5 protein-coding genes are annotated in these 19,617 nt (G+C 74.3%); 4 read left to right on the top strand and 1 reads right to left on the bottom strand.

Annotated elements, in window-relative coordinates; translation table 11 throughout:
• Window positions 1–220 precede the first annotated feature (220 nt).
• The 3 genes from ABZ621_RS16535 to ABZ621_RS16525 are packed head-to-tail and all read left to right on the top strand — an operon-like array spanning window position 221 to window position 16,612.
• Entirely contained in the window at window positions 221–8,071 is a 7,851-nt protein-coding gene (locus ABZ621_RS16535; protein WP_360604953.1) for a MupA/Atu3671 family FMN-dependent luciferase-like monooxygenase, read from the top strand.
• A gap of 58 nt (window positions 8,072–8,129) precedes the next feature.
• Window positions 8,130–12,245, top strand: coding sequence for an SDR family NAD(P)-dependent oxidoreductase (locus ABZ621_RS16530; protein ID WP_360604951.1), 4,116 nt, complete (start codon window positions 8,130–8,132; stop codon window positions 12,243–12,245).
• Window positions 12,242–16,612, top strand: a complete 4,371-nt coding sequence (locus ABZ621_RS16525) for an SDR family NAD(P)-dependent oxidoreductase (protein ID WP_360604949.1) — start codon at window positions 12,242–12,244, stop codon at window positions 16,610–16,612. The genes ABZ621_RS16530 and ABZ621_RS16525 overlap by 4 nt, the downstream gene beginning before the upstream one ends.
• 104 nt (window positions 16,613–16,716) lie before the next feature.
• On the opposite strand, the gene ABZ621_RS16520 is transcribed toward ABZ621_RS16525, so the two are convergent.
• The gene (locus ABZ621_RS16520) at window positions 16,717–17,652 is read right to left on the bottom strand and encodes a VCBS repeat-containing protein (RefSeq protein WP_360604947.1); all 936 of its coding nucleotides are present in this window, start codon (window positions 17,650–17,652) and stop codon (window positions 16,717–16,719) included.
• A 458-nt stretch (window positions 17,653–18,110) separates the two neighbouring features.
• Here ABZ621_RS16520 and ngcE point away from each other — a divergent pair, with 458 nt between their 5' ends.
• On the top strand, window positions 18,111–19,559 hold the full coding sequence (ngcE, locus tag ABZ621_RS16515) for an N-acetylglucosamine/diacetylchitobiose ABC transporter substrate-binding protein (protein WP_360604945.1): 1,449 nt from the start codon (window positions 18,111–18,113) through the stop codon (window positions 19,557–19,559).
• The last annotated feature ends 58 nt before the right edge of the window (window positions 19,560–19,617 follow it).

Here is a 19,617-nt window from a genome sequence, read left to right as displayed (position 1 = left end):
TTGCTCCTGGTCCGGCACCTTCCCCGGGTGATATAGGTGGAGCGCCGGGGGGCCGCGAGGGCCTTTTATGTCACATTCGGCGAGCCGTCGTATTGCAAATACAAAAGCGGCCCCAGTGATTTCCGGCCATGCCACACCATTCCTTGTCCAAGAATGCCCTGCTTCTCATTGGAATTCTGTGAGCGCGATGAAACCCGATGGTCCGGCGGTACCGATTGCCGTGATCGGCGCCTCCTGCCGGCTGCCCGGCGGCATCGAGAGCCTCGACGCCCTCTGGCGCGCCCTGCGCGAGGGTGTGGACGCCGTGACCGACCTGCCGGACGCCCCCTGGCGGCGGGAGACCGAGGCCCTGCTCGGAGTCGATCACGCTCAGCCGTCCCGGCCGGTGCGCGGGGCCTTCCTCGGCGACGTCTACGGGTTCGACGCCGGCTTCTTCGGGATATCCCCCAAGGAAGCGGCGAGCATGGATCCGCAGCAGCGCATCCTGCTGGAGATCTGCTGGCGGGCCCTGGAGCACGCCAACCTCGCGGCCGACGCGCTCGCCCGCAGCGCGACCGGCGTCTTCATCGGCATCGGCGGCGACGACTACGCCCAGCTCGCCACCGCACCCGGGCGGTTCGACCGGCTCGACGCCTATTCCCTGCTCGGCGTCAACCGCGCCATGGCGGCCGGCCGGATCGCCTACCTGCTGCGGTCTCACGGTCCCGCCCTCACGCTGGACACCACCTGCTCCTCCTCGCTGGTCGCCGTCCACATGGCCGCGCAGTCGTTGCGTACGGGCGAGAGCGACGTGGCACTCGCGGCCGGCAGCCACCTGGTCCGTACGCCGTGGAACGTCGTCACCCGCGGCCTGACCAACGCACTGTCACCCACCGGCGTGTGCCGCGCCTTCGACGCCGAGGCCGACGGATTCGTGCTCGGCGAGGGCGCCGGCGCGGTCGTGCTCAAGCGCCTCGACGACGCGCAGCGCGACGGCGACCCGATCCTCGGCGTGCTGCGTGGCTCGGCGGTCAACCACGACGGGCCGAGCAGCGGACTCACCGCCCCCAACGGCCGGGCCCAGCAGGCGGTCATCCGCAGCGCCCTGCGGATGGGAGGGCTCGCCCCGGCCGACGTCGGCTACGTGGAGGCGCACGGCACCGGGACCTCGCTGGGAGACCCGATCGAGGCCGAGGCCCTCACGGCGGCCTACGGCGAGGGCCGACCGGCCGACCGGCCGCTGGTGATCGGCTCGGTGAAGACCAACTTCGGCCACCTGGAGGCCGCCGCCGGCATCCTCTCGCTGCTCAAGGCCCTGCTGGTGGTGGAGCGCGGGGAGATCCCCGCGACGCTGCACCACCGCACGCCCAACCCGCACATCGACTGGGAGCGGAGCAGCCTGCGGGTGCAGACGAGGCACGGCCGCTGGGCGGCCGGATCCGGCCCGCGCGCCGCCGGCGTGAGCGCCTTCGGCCTGAGCGGCACCAACTGCCACGTGGTGGTCACCGAGCCCCCGGTCCGACCCGCGTCCACACCGGTGCCGCGGGGACCCGGCCTGGTGCTGCTCTCGGCGAAGGACGAGGAGACGCTGCGCACGACGGCGCTGGAGTGCGCGCGGGCGTGGCAGGAGACGGATGCGCCGCTCGACGAGGTCAGCGCCGCCCTGGCCGTGGGCCGGTCGGCCTTTCGCACCCGGCTCGCGTTCGTCGCACCCGACGCCGCCGCCGCCCGCGAGCTGTTGCTGGAGTACGGGAGCGCCGGCGCGGCCCCCGGCGTGCGCGTCGGCGAGCTGGGCACGCGCCCGCCCCAGGGTCCGGTGGTGCTGCTCCTGCCCGACGGCGGCCCGACGGGCGTGCCGACGCGGACCTACCGCGAGGTCGAGGTGTTCCGGCAGGCCGTCGACGCGGTGGCCGAGGCGGCGGGCGTGGAACCCGGGGCCGTCCTCGACGGCGTGGCGGGCGACTTGGCGGCCTTCGCGAGCCGGTACGCGGCCGGCCGGATGTGGCGGGCCTGGGGCCTGACGCCCGACGTGCTGATCGCCGAGCCCGGCACCGCGACCGTCGCGCGCTGTCTGGCAGGCGAACTCTCGCTGGCCGAAGCCGTGTCGGCGGTCACGGGAGACGCGGGCGCGGGCGGTCCGGTGGGGCAGCCGGCCCGCGCGTCGGCCGACATCGTGATCGCCCGGGGCGGCGACGGCCCGCACCCGGTCCTGAGCGAGGCCGCGGCACTCGCGGCACGGACCCCCTGCGTCCTGCTGCAGGCCGGCGGCGAAGCCGGACCGGCCGGGCGCGTGCTCGCGTCGGCCGCCGCGGGAACGGCGGTGGTGACGGCACTGACCGGCGTCGAGGACAGCTCGCGGGCCGGTGTGCTGGCCGGGCTCGCCGAACTGTTCGTACACGGGTGGGCCGTCGAGTGGCGGCAGGTGCTGCCCGGGGCGCGCTCGGCCAGGCTCCCCGGACACCCGTTCCGGCGCAACCGGCTGTGGCTGTCCGGCGTCCCGGACCCGCAGCTCGTACCCGGCACAGCACACGCGGACGATCAACCTGACGAAGAAGGGGATGGCGGCATGGCCGATGTTGGAGCGTTCCTGCGCAGTGAACTCGCGCACATGCTGGGCATGGCCGAGGCGGAGGTGTCCGAGCGGGCGCCGCTGCTGGAGCTCGGCGCGGACTCACTGGTCTTCGCACGGATCGTCCAGCGGGTCGCGGACCGGTTCGACGTCGCGCTGACGGTGCGTGAGCTCTTCGAGGAACTGCTGACCATCGAAGAGATCTCCCGTCACGTCGCGGGCGCGATCGGCGGGCCGGCGGTGAGCGCGCCCGCGGCCACGAGCGCGCCGGCGCCTGCGAGCGCGCCCGCGCCGACAGCCGCGCCGTCCCCGGCCGCCGTCCCGGCTCCTGCTCCCGTCCGGTCCCCGGCCGCCACCCCCGCCCCGGCCCCGGCACCGGTTCCGGCACCCGCCCCGGCACCGGCTCCGGTCCCCGCCCCGGCCCCGGCTCCGGTCCCCGCCCCCGCCCCGGCTCCGGTCCCCGCCCCCGGGCCCGTCGCCGCGTCCGCGGCGCCCGGTCCTGTCGACGAAGCCCTTGAGGCGCTGCAGGCGCGGGTCCGCACGCTGACCGCCGAGCTCACCGAGCTGCGTGCCCGAACCGCCGAGGCCACGAACCCCGTTCCCGGACCACGTGCCGCGGCGCCCGCGACCGCGGCGCCCGCCCTCGCGCCCGCCGCCCGCCGTGAGGCGTACCTCGCCGACGTCGTCACCCGCTACGAGGCCCGCACCGCCGCCTCCCGGGCGTACGCGCTGCGCAACCAGGACCGCCTGGCCAACAACCGGCGTTTCGCCCCGGCCACCCGCCCGGAGGTACGCGCGATCCGCTACCCGCTGTGCGGCGACCGGTCGGCCGGCTCCCGCTTCTGGGACGCCGACGGGCACGCGTACATCGACCTCTCCATGGGGTTCGGCGCCCACCTGCTCGGTCACAGCCCCGAGCCGGTCGTCACGGCTCTGGCCGAGCAGATGCGCCAGGGCATGCAACTGGGCAGCGCCAGCCGGCTGGCCGGCGAGGTGGCCGAGCTGGTCGGCGAGTTGACCGGCGCCGAGCGGATGCTGTTCTGCGCCTCCGGCACCGAGGCCGTGATGACCGCGATCCGCCTGGCCCGCGCCGCCACCGGCCGGTCCAAGGTCGTGCTGTTCGCCAAGGCCTACCACGGTCACTCCGACGGGACCCTGGTCTCGCCCCGCCTCGACGACCCGGCCCGTGGCGCGGACCCGATGGTCACCGGCATCCCGCGGGCGATGGTGGAAGACGTCATCGTGCTGCCGCTGGACCGGGAGAGCTCGCTGACCACCATCGCCGAGCTGGCCGGGGAGCTCGCCGCCGTCGTGGTCGAGCCGGTGCAGAACGGCAACCCGGGCCTGCACCCCGTCGACTTCCTGCGCCGACTGCGCGCCCTCACCCACGAGGAGGGCATCGCGCTGGTCTTCGACGAGGTCCTCACCGGCTTCCGGGTCGGCGCCGGCGGCTGCCAGGAGCTGTTCGGCATCCAGGCGGACCTGGTGACCTACGGCAAGACGCTCGCGGCCGGCCTGCCGATGGCTGCCGTCGCGGGCCGCCGCGACTTCCTCGACCGGGTCGACGGCGGGTCCTGGGTGGGCGAGTGGAGGATCCCGGGCGAGACCCCGCTCACCTTCACCGCCGGCACGTACGCCAACCACCCGCTCGCCCTGGCGGCCTCCCGCGCGGTCCTCGGGCACGTGCGGGAGAACGGACCGGGGCTGTACAAGGAGCTCGACGAGCGCTCCGACGCGATGATCGAGCGGCTGAACACGGGCTTCGCCGAGCTGGGCGTGCCGCTCGGCGCCGCCAATACGGGCTCCTTCTTCCGGTTCGCGCAGAACGCCAACTTCAGCTTCGTCCACCAGCCGGTGGAGATGGACCTGTTCCGCGCCAACCTGGCGCTGCGCGGCGTGTACGTCGCCGAGACCGGAGCCTCCTTCCTGTCCACGGCGCACACCGACGACGACGTCGACCAGGTGGTGCACGCGGCCCTGGACGCGGCCACCGAGATGAAGGAGGCCGGCCTGTGGCAGCGCGCCGACGCGTCGTCCGGTCCGGCGCCGGCGGTCCGTGAGCCCGAGACCGCGCCCCGGCGCCCGGTACCGGCGTCGACGCCGGCCGCCCCGGTACTGACGGTGCGCGAACCCGTACGCCCGCAGGCCCCGGCCGTCCCGGCCGCGCGTCGCGTCCCGCAGCTGAGCCTGTCCTACTTCGGCGACAGCGACATGATCGACATCGACGCGCACTACCGGCTGCTGATGGACGGCGCCGACTTCGCCGACCAGCACGGCTTCGACGCGATCTGGCTGCCCGAGCGGCACTTCCACGCCTTCGGCGGCCTGTCGCCCAACCCCGCCGTGCTCGCCGCGACGCTCGCCCAGCGCACCAGCCGGGTCAAGCTGCGCGCGGGCAGCGTGGTGGGTCCCCTGCACCACCCGGCCAGGATCGCCGAGGAGTGGGCCGTCGTGGACCGGCTCTCCCGAGGGCGGGTCGGCATCGCCGTCGCCTCCGGCTGGAACGACCGCGACTTCGTCCTGGCCCCCGGCTCCTTCGCCGATCGCCGCGACGTCACCATGAAGCGGATCGACCAGGTCCGCCGGCTGTGGCGCGGCGAGGAGCTGGAGTTCCCCGCGGGCGAGGGAAGCCACAAGATCCTCACGTACCCGCGTCCCGTGCAGCCCGAACTCCCGATGTGGCTCACCACGCTGGGCAGTGCCGAGGCGTTCGGCGCGGCCGGTGAGGCGGGCCTGGGCGTGCTGACCAACCTGCTCACCCAGGACATCGCCGAGCTCAAGACCAAGATCGCCGCCTACCGGGCGGCCCGGGCCCGGGCCGGCCACGACGAGGGCCGGATCACGGTCCTCGTGCACACCCTGGTCGGCGACGACGAGGAGAAGGTGCGGGCCGAGGCCGCCGACCCGCTGGCGCACTACCTGGCCGCGGCGCTCGACCTGACCAACCGGATGTCGCCCGCCGAGCGGCGGATCGACCCGGATCGGCTGGCACCGTCCGACCGCGAGTTCCTGATCCGCTCGGCCCAGGACAAGTACCTGCGTCACCGCTCGCTGATCGGCGGCATCGACGGCTGCCGGGCGACCGTGGACGAGCTCGCCGACGCCGGGGTGGACGAGATCGCCTGCTTCGTCGACTTCGGCGTGCGGCCGGACCTGGCGCGCGAAGGATTCGAGGCGCTCGACCGGCTGCGCCGGACGGTGGCCGACGCCCCCGCCCGCGACGCCGTGGCCGCCGCCCCGGCGGTCGTCCTCAGCGGGCCCGAGCGCCCGGCCGCCGCGCCGCGGAGCGTCCCGCCGCTGCCCGTCGCGCTGCCCAGCACCCCCAACCAGCGCCTGGTCTGGGCCGCCGCCCAGTTCGGCCCCGAGACCAACAGCGCGTACAACCTGCGCCGACTGCTCAGCCTGAGCGGAGAGCTGGACATCCGGGCGGTGCGCGCCGCGTTCCGGGCGCTGGTGGACCGGCACGAGGCGCTGCGGGTGGCCTTCAGCGACGACGGCGCCGCCCAGACCGTACGCACGGATGTGGACGCCGAGCTCGATCTGGTCGACCTGTCCCGTCTGGACGAGGCCGCCCGCGACCGGGAGCTCACGGCGCTGCTGGACGAGGAGGCCGCCCGCCCGTTCGACCTGTCCCGCGGACCGCTGCTGCGCGGCACGCTCCTCACCATGGGGCCGCGCGAGCACCTGCTCTGCCTGACCGCCCACCACGTCGCCGTCGACGGCGGCGCGGAGAACGTGCTGCTGGACGAACTGGGCCGGCTCTACGCCCACGAGACCGGCGTCGGCGAGCCGCTCGCCCCGGCACCCCGTCTCGCCGACTACCTGCTCGGGCCCGACGGCCGGTCCGCCACCGAGGCCGACCTGGCGTACTGGCGGGGTGTCTTCGACCCGCTGCCCGAGCCGCTCGCCCTGCCCGGCCGGGGCCGCACCGCCGCCAAGCGGGTGACCGGTCACGCCGGTGCCCGGCTGAACGTCGACTTCGACCAGGACCTGCTGCGCCGGGTGCAGAAGTTCGGCTCCCGGCATGGCGCCAGCCCGTTCATGGTGGTGCTGGCCGCCTACACGGCGTTGCTGCACGAGATCGCCGGCCAGGACGACGTGGTGGTCGGCGTGCCCACCGCGCGCCGCCCCGCCGAGGGCCCGGGCAAGGACCTGGTCGCCTACTGCGCCAACGTGCTGCCCCTGCGTTCGCTCCGCGACCCGGCGGAGGAGTTCCCCGCCCATCTGCGCCGGATCCGCGGCGTCCTGCTCGACGCCTTCGACCACGAGGCCTGCACGCTGGCCGAGATCATGCGCGAGCTGCCGAAGCCCGCGACCTGGGGCCAGCCGGCGATGCTCTCGGCAGTGTTCAGCTGGGACAAGCCGCACCTGCCGGAGCTCCCCGGGCTCACCGTGCGGCACCTGGAGAGCGGGGCCCCGGCGGTCCGGTTCGACCTGGGGCTGAACATCACGCACTTCGACACCGGCCACCGCATCTCCTGGGACTACAACACCGAGGCGATCGGTGAGGACGAGGTCCGGGCACTGAACGAACGGTTCGACGTGCTGCTGCGCGCCGCGGTGGGCGCGCCCACCGCCGAGGCCGAGCGCGCCACGGACCTGGTGGCCCGGCACGCCGAGCGGCGGCCGGAGGCCGTGCCGGTGTACGGCGAGACGGTTCCGCTGACGCTCGCCATGGCGGCCGAGCGCGCCCGGCGGCTGGCGGCACGCCTTGTCGAGGCCGGGGTCCGCGCCGGCGATCCGGTCGGGCTCGCGGTGGAACCGGGGTCCGCGCTGCTCGTGGGAGTGCTCGGCATCCTGTGGTCCGGCGGCTGCTGGGTCCCGCTGGGCACCGACGGCGACGCGACGGCCGGCCGGCCGGGCGTGGCCGTCACCGACCGGGGCCGGGTGCCGGGTCTCGACGGCGTCACCCTGGTGGAGGTCCACGCCTGGGACGCCGGGCCGGTGCCCGAGCTGCCGGTGCTCGACGACCAGGCCGTGGCACTGCGACCGCGGCACGACGCCCCGGTGACGCACCGTCAGCTGGCGGGCGCGGTCGCCGCGGCGGTCGCCACGCACGGCGACGATGCCGAGGACGGGCAGCTGCTCCCGCGTGACATGGCGGACGCGTCGGACTGGGCGACCCTGCTCGCCGCGGCGGCCGGCGGCCGCGCCGTGCGGTGGGACGAGCCCGTTCCGCCGGAGCGGGAGAGCGCCCGCGCGTACCCGTCGCCGGCTCCGCATACCGACGAGCCGGCTCCGTCGGCCGGCGAGTCGACTCGCTCCGGCACGCCGGAGCAGGCCGCCGCCCCCGCCACGGGGGACGCCGGCATCGTCCCGGAGCTGATCGAGATCTGGTCCCAGGTCCTGGGCCGTACCGGATTCACCGCCGCGTCGGACTTCTTCGAGGAGGGCGGCGACTCCATCGCCGCGGTCCAGATCCTGGCGAAGATCCGCACCCGGTTCGCGGTCGACCTCCCCGTGGACGTCTTCTTCGACGCGCCCACCGTCGGAGACCTGGCCCGCTCGGTGCGGCCCCACTGACCACGGGCGGGCCGCCCGCCGTCACCGCACGTCCCGCCGAACAGCACGTAGGAGAGCGATGAATCAGGAGTCAGGGTCCCCTGGCGTCCAGCAGGCAGCGGACCGGGTCCGCGGGGCACTCCGGGAGCTGCCGGGGATCACCGACTGGTGGGTGGCCGCCGGTCCGGCCGGCACCGGGATCATCGCCTACGTGGTCCCGGGACGGCCGACCGGCCACGCCGACCTCCTGCGCACCCTGCGGCGCGCCTGCGTCGGCGTGCCGCCGGAGCTGGGCCCGCACCTGGTCCGGCTGACCGCGCTGCCCCGCGACCCCGAGGGTCGGGTGGACCAGGACCGGCTGGCCGAGCTGCCGGCCCTCGGCGAGGACACGCTGCGCGCCGCCGAGCGGGCAGCACGGGAAGCCGGCGCCACCCAGGCCAGGGCGGCGATCGTGGAGGCCCGGGTGCCGCAGCCCGGCGGCCTGGTGGTCCGGCCGGACGACGCCGCCCCGGTGACCGGGCGTCAGGACGGCGAGGCGTCCCCGGCGCTGCTCGACGGCGGGCGGCGGATCAGCGACCCGGACGGTCCGCTCACCCTCGTCCAGGCTCTGGAGCGGGCCGCGGCCGGCAGCGCGGGCGTGGTGTTCGACCCGGGTACGGGCGAGGCGTCCCGGCTTGCCTACGGCGAGCTGCGCGAGCGCGCCGCGCGGGTGGCGAAGGGCCTGCGGGGGGCCGGGGTGCGTCCCGGCGATCCGGTGCTGCTGCCCGCCGGCGACAACGAGGAGTTCCTGACCGCCTTCTGGGCCTGCCAGTTGAGCGGCGCGGTGGCCGTCCCGTGCGCCCCGGTCACCGCCGAGGCGGGCGTCTCGGCGGCGGAGCGGCTCCAGTACGTGTGGGAACTGCTCCGGGAACCCGTGATCGTCACCTCCGACCCGACGAGTGTGCCGCCGGCCGTACGCGAACGCGCCCGGTTGCACGGCCTGGACGCGCTGACCGAGGCCGAGCCCGCCGCCCCGGCGGACATCCGCCCGGACGACACCGCGGTGATGCTGCTGACCTCCGGCAGCACCGGCATGCCCAAGCTGGTCACCCAGACCCACGCGGCGATCCTCTCGATGACCGCCGCCGCCCGCGCCACGCTCGGCCTCGGCGCCGACGACGTCTCCGTCAACTGGTTCCCGCTCGACCACGTGGTCGGCCTGCTGATGTGCCACGTCCGCGACGTCTACCTGTGCTGCGAGGACGTCCACGTCCCCACCGACGCCGTGCTGGGCGACCCGCTGCGATGGCTGGACCTGCTCACCCGGTACCGGGCCACCCTGACCTGGGCTCCGAACTTCGCCTTCTCGCTGATCGGAGCCCGCGGCGGGGACCTGGGCGACCGTGACTGGGACCTGTCCCGGGTGCGCTCCGTCATCAACGCGGGGGAGATGGTCGTCGCCGAGCAGGTACGCCAGTTCCTCGCCGTGCTCGCCCCGTTCGGGCTGCGGGACCACACCGTGCAGCCCGCCTGGGGCATGTCCGAGACCTGCTCGGTGGTCACCGCGGACCAGGACTTCACCGGCACGGCGGGCTCACTGCTCGGTCCCGTGCCGGTCGGCGGCCCGTTCCCCGGCCTGTCGGTGCGCATCGTCCGGCCCGACGGCTCGACCGCCGTCGAGGGCGAGACCGGCGACCTGGAGGTCACCGGCAGCATGGTCACCCGCGGCTACCACAACAACGACAAGGCCAACGCCGAATCCTTCGCGCCCGACGGCTGGTTCCGCACCGGCGACCGCGCCGTGATCGCCGCCGGGTCGCTGACCATCGTCGGCCGCTCCAAGGACGTCATCCGCGTCAACGGCATCAGCATCCCCTCGACCGAGGTGGAGGCCGTGGTCGAGCGCTCCGACCGGGTGCTCGAGAGCTTCACCGCCGCGGTCTGCTACCGCCCCGACAACGCCGCCACCGACGAGATCGCCGTCTTCTACAGCCCGCGGCCCGGCCGGCAGGCGGAGGCGGTGCGCGCCGACGTGCGCCGCCGGGTGCTGGAGCACTACGGCTTCCCGCCCCGGCACGTCATCCAGGTGCGGCCCGAGGAGATCCCCAAGACCTCCATCGGCAAGATCCGCCGTGCGGTGCTCGCCGCCCGGCTGCACGCGGGGGAGTTCGACGACCGGCTGGCGCGCGGCGCGGCGGCCGAACCCGCCGGGGTGTGGCTGGCCCGCCCCCAGTGGCGCGTCCGGGCGGCCCGTCCGACCGCGCCCCGCGTCCGTGACGTCGACAGCGGGCGGACCTTGGTGCTGGGCGCGGACGCCGCGACCGGCGGACGACTGCGCGCCCTGCTGAACGCCCACGGGCACCGCTGCGCCTTCGGGGTCTGGGACGGCGACCAGGAGATGGACCCCCGACTGGTCACCGTCGCCCCCACGCTCGACGCGGTCGGCGCGTTCCTGACCGACGGCGCGGACGGCACCCGGCTGCCCGGCGAAGTGGTGCTCGCCTTCCCCGCAGAGCCACGGCCGCAGGACGCGCGCACCTTGATCGAGCGTCAGGCCGCCGTGATCGAGCAGGTCCTGCTGGTAGTCCGCGCACTGGACGGGCTGGGGCCGCGCGGGCCGATCCGGCTCACCCTGGTCGGCGCCGGCCTGTGCGCCGTCACCGCCGACGACGTCCCGGACCTCGCGCTGAGCCCGCTCGCGGGCCTCGCCCCCAGCCTCGATGCCGAACTGCCCTGGCTGCGGGTGCGGTTGATCGACGCCGAACCCGGTGACGAGCGGGCCGCGGACGGCGAACTGCTCGGCGAAGCGGTGGGCGCGGCGGTCTCCTACCGGGGCGGGGTGCGGCGCGAGCTGTGGATCACCGGCCAGCCCGAGCCCGAGCCCGAGCCCGAGCCCGCGTCCGTGTCCGTGTCCGATCCCGTGTCCGCGTCCGCGTCCGCGTCCGAGCCCGTCCCGGACGGGCCGTCGGCACTGTTCCGGCGGGACGCCGCCTACCTGGTCACCGGTGGCCTCGGCGGCGTCGGCTTCGAGGTCTGCCGTCATCTGCTCGCCACCACCGGCTGCTCGCTCGTCCTGCTCGGCCGCACCCCGCTGCCGGAGCCGAGCGGCCCGCAGGGCGACGGGGGCGCGCTCGACGCCCGCCGGCGCCGTCTGCGCGAGCTGGAACGGGCCGGCCGGGTCCGCTACCTCGCCGTCGAATCCGGCGACGAGGACGGGCTGCGCGCCGCGCTCGCGGAGGTCGAGGCGGACTGGAACCTGCCGGTCGCCGGTGCCGTGCACCTGGCCGGGCTGATGGACGGCGTCCCGGTCGCCGGGCTCACGCCCGAGCGGCTGCGCGAGGTGCTCGCCGCCAAGGTCGAACCCGCCCTGCTGCTGGGCCGGCTGATCGCCGAGCGCAAGGGCTCCGTCGTCGCCTTCTCCTCGGTCAACGCGATCTTCGGCGGCGCCCAGGTGGCCGGCTACGGCGCGGCCAACGCCTTCCTCGACGCCTGGGCCGCCCAACTGGGCGCCCAGGGTGTGCCGGTGCACCTGCTGTCCTGGTCCCGCTGGCAGTCGACCGGCATGAGCGCGGGCAGCGAGGACGACGAACTGGTCCGCTCGCGCGGCTACCGGGTGCTCACCGTGGAGGCCGCGCTGCGCGCCTTCGACACCGCCGTGCGGCTGCCCGTCGGCCACACGGTGATCGGACTCGAACCGGCCAACCCGTTCATCCTGGGCCGCGTCGACATGCCGACCGCACCGCTGGACCGGCTGGAGGTCCGCTGCGTACCGCTGCCCGCCGACACCGGCGAGCTCGTCGTCGACGATCTGCTCGGCACACCGGTCGAGGTGGCGGCCGTCGCCGACCCGACGGGCACGGGATCGCGCGAGGGCGCCGACCGGGAGACCCTCGCCACGCTCGCCGGCATCTGGCAGGAGGTCCTCGCCGCTCCCGAAGTCCCCTACGACGCGGGGTTCTTCGACCTGGGCGCGCGGTCCCTGCAACTGCCCCGGGTGCAGCACCTGATCGAGAAGAAGCTGGACACCCGGGTGGAGATCTCCGACTTCTTCGCCCATCCGACCGTGGCCGCCCTCGCCGCGCACCTGGAAGGCCTGCGCGGCGCCGGCGGTGGGGGAGACGGGGCCGGACAACCCGAACCGGCCGCGCCGCGGCCGCGCTCCGGCCGGTTCGGCCGGCCGGGCACCGGCCGAACGGAAACGGAGGCCGTCCGATGAGCATCGCCGAATCCGGACGCGACGTCGCGATCATCGGCATGGCCTGCCGGTTCCCGGGCGCGAACACGCCCGAGCGGTTCTGGGCCAACCTCACCGGCGGGGTCTCCTCGATCCGCACCTTCACCCCCGACGAACTCCTCGCCGCCGGCGTCGACCCCGAGGTGGTGCGCCACCCCGACTACGTGCCGTCCGCCGGCTACCTGGACGGCGCCGAGGACTTCGACCCCGGGCTGTTCCGCATCCCGCCCGCCGAGGCGCGGATCACCGACCCCCAGCACCGGCTCTTCCTCGAATGCGTCTGGGACGCCCTCGAACGGGCCGGGTACGACCCGCAGCGGCTCGGCGACGCGAGGGTCGGCTGCTTCGGCGGCGCGGGCATGGCCCTGTACGCGGGCAACGGACTCAGCTCCTACTTCAGCGAGAACCTCGCGCGCAGCTCCGGCCTGCTCACCGAACTCGCCCCGCTCCAGGCGTTCATCGCCACCCAGAGCGACCACCTCTGCACCCGGGTCTCGCACCGCCTCGGCCTCCGCGGACCGAGCGTCGGTGTGCAGACCGCCTGCTCCACCGGCCTGGTGGCGCTCCACCTGGCCTGCCAGTCGCTGCTCACCGGAGAGACCGACATGGCGCTCGCCGGTGCGGCCGGGGTGCACTTCCCGCTGCGCCGCGGCTACGTGTACGAGGAAGGCGGCTTCCTGTCCCCGGACGGAGTGTGCCGCCCGTTCGACGCCGCGGCACGTGGCACTGTGGGCGGCAGCGGCGCGGGCGTCGTGCTGCTGCGCCGCCTGCGGGACGCGCTGGCCGACGGCGACCCGATCTGCGCGGTCATCAAGGGCAGCGCGGTCAACAACGACGGCGCCCTCCGCGCCGGCTACCTGGCCCCCAGCGCCGAGGGCCAGGCCGACGTGATCCGCACGGCGCAGCGGATGGCCGGGATCACCCCGGACGACATCGGATACCTGGAGGCGCACGGCACCGGCACCTCGCTCGGCGACGCCATCGAAGTCAGCGCGCTCACCCAGGTGTTCGGCGCGGGATCCGGGCAGGAGATAGGCCTGGGCTCGGTGAAGTCCAACATCGGCCACCTGGACACCGCGGCCGGCCTGCCCGGGCTGATGAAGGCGGCCATGGCGCTGGAGCACGGCCTGATCCCGGCCACGCTGAACTTCACCACCCCCAACCCGGCGCTCCGGCTGGACAGTTCACCCTTCTTCGTGGTCTCCGAGAACACCCCGTGGATCCAGGACCGTGCCGAACGCCTGGCCGGGATCAGCTCGTTCGGCGGTGGCGGCACCAACGCGCACGTGGTGCTCGCCGCCGCGCCCGAGCGGCCCGCCGCGCGGAAGGACGACGGCCCCTACCTGCTCACCCTGTCGGCCCGCAGCCCGGAAGGGCTGCGTCAGCAGGCCGAGGCCTACGCCGACCACGTGGCCGCCACCGAGCAGGACCTGGCCGACGTCTGCGTCACCGCCCGGACGGCCCGTCCCGCGTTCGCCCACCGTGCCGCCGTGGCCGCGCCCGACGCGGACACCCTGGTGGAGCGCTTGCGCACCCTGGCGCGCCACGACGTGGCGCCGGACCGGGCCGCGCCGGCGGGGGAGCAGCAGCCCGTCTTCCTGTTCAGCGGCCAGGGCGGCGCACTCGCCGAGACCGCCTGGAGCCTGTACGAGCGGGTGCCGGCCTTCCGGTCCGGACTGGACGAGTGCCTGCGGGAACTCGGCGAGGCGGGCCCCGTACTGCTGGAACTGCTGCGCACCGACGCCCCGGCCCTGCACACCGAGGCGCGCTGGGCCCAGCTCGGGCTGTTCTGCTTCCAGTACGCGCTCACCGGAGTGTGGACCTCGGCCGGGATCCGCCCCGCCGCCGTGCTCGGCCACAGCCTCGGCGAGTACGCGGCCGCCTGCGCGGCCGGGGTCCTCGACCTGCCGGACGCACTGCGCCTGGTGACCGCGCGCGGCCGGCTGATGGACGAGCTCTGCCCGGCCGGCTCGCTGCTGGCCGTGATGGAGACCGAGGAGCGGGTGCGCGACGTCCTCGTCCGCACCGCCGTGCCCGCCGAGATCGCCGTGGTCAACGGCGAGCGCGCGGTCGTGGTCGGCGGGTCCCCGGCCGCGCTCGCCAAGATCACCGCCGAACTCGGGACCGAGACCGTCACCACCGCCGTCGGTACCACGCACGCGTTCCACACCAGCGCCCTCGACCCGATGCGCGAGGAGTTCGAGCGCGCCGCCGACGGGGTCCGGTTCCGCGAGCCCACGGTGCCGTTCGTCTCCTCGATGGCCGGCGGCGCGGGGCTGTCCGTCGCCGACCCGGCGTACTGGGTGCGCCAGGTGCGCGAGACCGTACGGTTCGGGGACGCGCTGGCGTCGCTGCTCGACGGCCACCGGCTGTTCCTGGAGATCGGCCCCGCCGCCGTGCTCAGCGGCCACGGGCGGAGCTCCGGAGCCGACGCCGCCTTCGTCCCCTCCGTGCAGCGCCGCAGGGACACGGCCGAGGCGCTCGCGCAGGCGGCCGCCCGGCTCCACGTCCTCGGCACGCCGGTCGACACCTCCCGGTTCGGTGCGCCCGGCTCCGGACGGCGGGTGCTCGTCCCCACCTCGCACCGGATCCGCGAACGCTACTGGATCGACCCGGTCCCGGCCGCGCGGACCGCGACGCCCGAGGCCGCGCTGGCCGCGACGCCCGAGGCCGCGTCGGCCACCGACGGGACGCTCTTCCACGGCCGCACGGTCTGGGAGCCGGCACCGGCACCCCTCACCGGGACCACCCCGGACCTGTCCTGGACCGTGCTGGGCTCACCCGACGATCCGGTCGCCGTGCGCCTCGCGGAAGCCATCCGCGCGCACACGGGCTCCTGCGAGCTGCGGGCACCGGGCGAGGCCGCGCCGAGCGGGACGCCCGGCACCCTCGCCGCGGGGGTCGTCTGCGTCCCCGACCCGACCGCGGATCCGGCACCGGCCGGCCTGCCCGACTGCGTCGCCACCGTGGCCGCCCTGCTGCGCGGCTACGCGGACGGCACCACCGCCGCGCCGCGCCGCCTGGTCCTGCTGACCACCCGTGCCCAGTCCACCGACACCGCCCCCGACACCGCCCCCGACCCCGCGCACGCGGCGCTGTGGGGCCTGGCCCGCAGCGCGCGCACCGAACTCACCGAGATGGCGATCCACTGCGTGGACACGGACGGCGGCCCGTTCGACGCGGGTCTGGTGGCCGACCTGGTCGCCGGTGCCGACCCGGAGGTCGCCTACCGTGACGGCGTCCGGCTGCTCGCCCGGATCGGTCCGGTCACCGGGCAGTCCGCCCTGCCGCGTCTGGACCCCGACGCGACGTACCTGGTCACCGGCGGCGGTGGCGCGCTCGGTGCCCGGGCGCTGCGCCGGCTGTACGAACGGGGCGCCCGTCACCTGGTGGCGCTCGGCCGGTCGGCGGGCGGCGCCGGTGTCGGCGAGACGATCCTCGGGGAGCTGCGTGCCGACGGCCTCGACCTGCTGAGGGCCCAGGTGGACGTCGGCGACCCCGCGCAACTCGATTCCCTGTTCGCCTATCTGGCGAGCGCCTATCCGCCCGTACGCGGCATCGTGCACGCGGCCGGAGTGCTCGACGACGCGACCCTGGCCAACCTCACACCCGAGGCGCTGGCCCGGGTGCTGGCCCCCAAGCTCGACGGCGCCCGGCACCTGGACCGGCTCACGGAGCGGCTCGACCTCGACTTCTTCGTCTGCTTCTCGTCCATCACCGCGACGCTGGGCGCCCCGGCCCAGGCCGCCTACGCCGCCGCGAACGCCGCGATGGACGCCGTCGTGGCGGGCCGCCGGGCGCGCGGGCAGCGGGCGGCCTCGGTCCAGTGGGGTCCCTGGTCCGGGGGCGGCATGCACACCGCCCTCGGGGAACGGACCAGGAGCACCGGCCGGGGTCTGGGCGAGCTCAGCCCCGAGCAGGGCATGTCCGTGCTCGACCACGTGCTCGCCACCGCACCCGGCACCACGCTCGCCGCCCACCTGCGCGTACCGCACGCCGACGCCGGTCCCGTCGCCCTCGCCGGCCGGCTCGCCACCCCGCCGGCCGAGGGCGCCGTCCCGGCGGCCGCCGGCGCCGTGGCCGCCGAGCTGCGCGCGCTCCGGCCCTGGCAGCGTGCCGCGCGGATGACCGATTACGTGGCCGGCGCCGTCGCCACCCTGCTGGGAGAGGAACCCGGCGGCCTCGACACCGAAGCCCCCTTCATCGAGCTGGGTCTGGACTCCCTCCTCGGCCTGCGCCTGCGCAGCCGCCTCCGTCAGGACCTGGACGTCCGCCTCACCCCGACCTACAGCTTCGACCACCCCACGATCACGGAACTGTCGGCCCACCTGGCGGAGCTGATCGAGTGAGCCGCCCCCGCACCACCTGACGCGCGGCGCCGCCGGGCGGACCACGGGAAGGGCCCCGCTCCTCGTCACGAGGAGCGGGGCCCTTCCGGCGTTCACCGGGTCGGTCAGAACATGGCGCGGAAGCCGTTCCAGCCCGAGGTGCCGATCTTCACACGGCTCGTGTACGGGGTGGTGGAGCTGCCCCGGCCCTTGTACAGCCACAGCGCGCCGTTGCCGTCGCGGGCCACCAGGTCCGCGCGCCCGTCACCGGTCAGGTCGCCGGAGGAGACGATCGAGTTGTAGGTGTTCCAGCCGCTGCCGATCCGGGTGCGGGCGGTGAAGGGGGCCGTACGGCTGCCCGTGCCCTTGTACAGCCACAGGACGCCGCCGCGGTCGCGGGCGACCAGGTCGGCCCGGCCGTCACCGGTGATGTCGCCCTTGCCGGCGATCTGGGTGTACGCGTCCCAGCCGCCGCCGACCCGGACCCGCTGGGTCAGCGCCGCGTTGGTGTAGGCCAGGTAGTGCCACAGGACGCCCGCGCTGTCGCGCGCCAGGATGTCCTCGGAGGCGCCGCCGCCGGTGTTGCCGGCCGAGATGACCTTGTTGTAGATGTTCCAGCCGCCGCCGAGGTCGCGGAGCGGACCGCCGTCGGTGTAGTTCAGCCGGCCGTCGCTGCGGACGGCGTACCAGCCGTCGGAGTGCTTGTAGCCGTACTGGTCGACCTGCGCGTCCACGTCGGACTGGTTGAAGTGCTTGTACGAGGTCCAGTTGGTGCCCGAGGGGTCGGCGAGCCGCTGGATGCCGCCGCCGCTGACGGGGGTGTAGCCCCAGACGGTGCCGGCGCTGTTCACGCCGTACAGGTTGTTGAGCGGGGCACCGGTGTACGCGGTCGCCGCGTACGCGGAGACGCGGTCCGACTGCTGCGTGGGCGCGGGCTTGTAGGCCGGGGCCGGCTCCGCCGCCACCGCGGCGGTCGTGGTGCCCACCAGGGCGGCGGTCACCGCGGCGACGGTGACACGGGCGAGCGTGCCCGTGCGGTTCAGGCCAGAAGTCTTGGCCACGTGATCTCCAGATCAGGTTCGGGAACAGAAGGGCACGAAGCACCGCCGAACTCGGCCTGGTTCGGCGGGTTTTCCCCCGTTTCCGCCGCCCGGCAGTGGCTCCGTACATGACAGGAAGACGACGTCCGCGCCCGTGCGGTTCCGGCCGACCTGACTTTCTTCCGAGGCGGTCCGTTTCGCCGCTTTTCGATTGGACCATTCATCTTGTGAAGGCGAAATCCCCGAGGTCTCAACTCGGGAAAGATGCCTGACGAATGCTGCTTTCGATCTTGCTCCCGCCGAGGGAAGTGGACTATACCTGTCGGCGTCCAGCCCGTCGGAATCCTCCGGCGACGGCCCGACGCCTGCACGACCCAGCTGCAATTGACCGCGGTGGCGGGGCCCTTCGCCCGTGGGCGAGACGAAGTACGGGCGACCGGTACACCGCCTGAGTCCTGAATGAAGGCGAGGACTTGAGCATGGGATCCACCTCCGCCCAGTCGAACGAGGGCGGCCTCGGCCGTCGCGATCTGATCAAGCGTTCCGCCGCTGTCGGTCTGATCTCCGTCCCGGCCATGGGCTTCCTCTCCGCGTGCGCCAGCGGTGGCGGCGAGAGCAACGACAAGGTCGAGAAGGGCGTCAAGTCCGAGAAGAACCCGCTCGGGGTCAACGAGTCCGCCGAGCTCGACTTCGTCCTCTTCGACGGCGGTTTCGGCCAGCAGTACGCCAAGGACGCGATCAAGCTCTTCGAGGCGAGTTACCCGAAGGCGAAGGTCAAGTTCACCCCGACGCAGAAGATCACCACCGAGCTCCAGCCGCGGTTCAACGGCGGCACCCCGCCGGACCTGATCGACAACTCGGGCGCCGAGCAGATGGACATGGGCGTCCTCGTCGGCCAGAAGCAGCTGACCGACCTGACCCCGCTCCTCGACGCGCCGTCGATCGACGACCCGAGCAAGAAGGTCCGCGACACCCTGCGCCCCGGCATCATCGAGATGGGCCAGTTCGACGGCGAGCCCTGCTGGATGCTCAACTACGCCTACACCGTCTACGGCGTGTGGTACTCGCAGAAGGCGCTCGACTCGCTCGACGCGAAGTACCCCGAGACCTGGGACGAGATGCTGGCCGTCTGCGAGAAGGCCAAGAAGAAGGGCATCGCGCCCTGGACGTACGCGGGCAAGCACCCGTACTACCTCCCCTTCTCGCTCTACCCGATGATCGGCAAGGTCGGCGGCCGCGAGGTCCTGGACGCCATCGACAACCTGGAGCCGAAGGCCTGGGAGCACCCGGCCGTCAAGGCCTGCTTCGAGGCGTACTACGAGCTCTTCAAGAAGGGCTACATCCTCCAGGGCACCCCCGGCCTTGACCACAACCAGTCGCAGACGGCATGGACCGAGGGGCAGGCGCTCTTCATTCCGAACGGTTCCTGGGTCGAGAACGAAGCGGCCAAGACGATGCCGGCAGACTTCGACCTCGCAGTGTCCGCCCCGACCGGCCTCGACTCTTCGGACAAGATGCCGTTCGGCACCCTCTGGGCGGCCGGCGGTGAGCCCTTCATCGTCCCGGCGAAGGCGAAGAACCCCGAGGCAGCCATGGAGCAGCTGCGCATCATGCTCAGCGAGGCCTCCTCCAAGAACTTCACCCAGTCCGTGAAGTCGCTCAGCGCGCTCAACGGCGGCACCAGCGGCATCGAGCTGTCCCCGGGCCTCAAGTCCGGTGTGGCGGCCCTGGAGAAGGCCGGCACCAACGTGGTCAACCCCCGCCTCCAGGACTGGTACGTGGCGCTCCAGAAGGAGAAGATCGGCGTCGCCGGCATCGGCGAGATGATGGCCGGCCGCGCCACTCCGGCCGAGACGATCAAGAAGATCCAGAAGTTCGCCGACGAGGCGGCCAAGGACCCGAACATCAAGCACTACAAGCACCAGTGAGCAGTGTCGGGGCCCCTTCCCGCCGACCGGGAGCGGGCCCCGGCCCCTCGGCGCGCGG

Source organism: Streptomyces sp. NPDC007863, from assembly GCF_040633895.1.
Lineage (GTDB): Bacteria > Actinomycetota > Actinomycetes > Streptomycetales > Streptomycetaceae > Streptomyces.
This window is presented reverse-complemented; position numbering and strand designations above follow the sequence as displayed.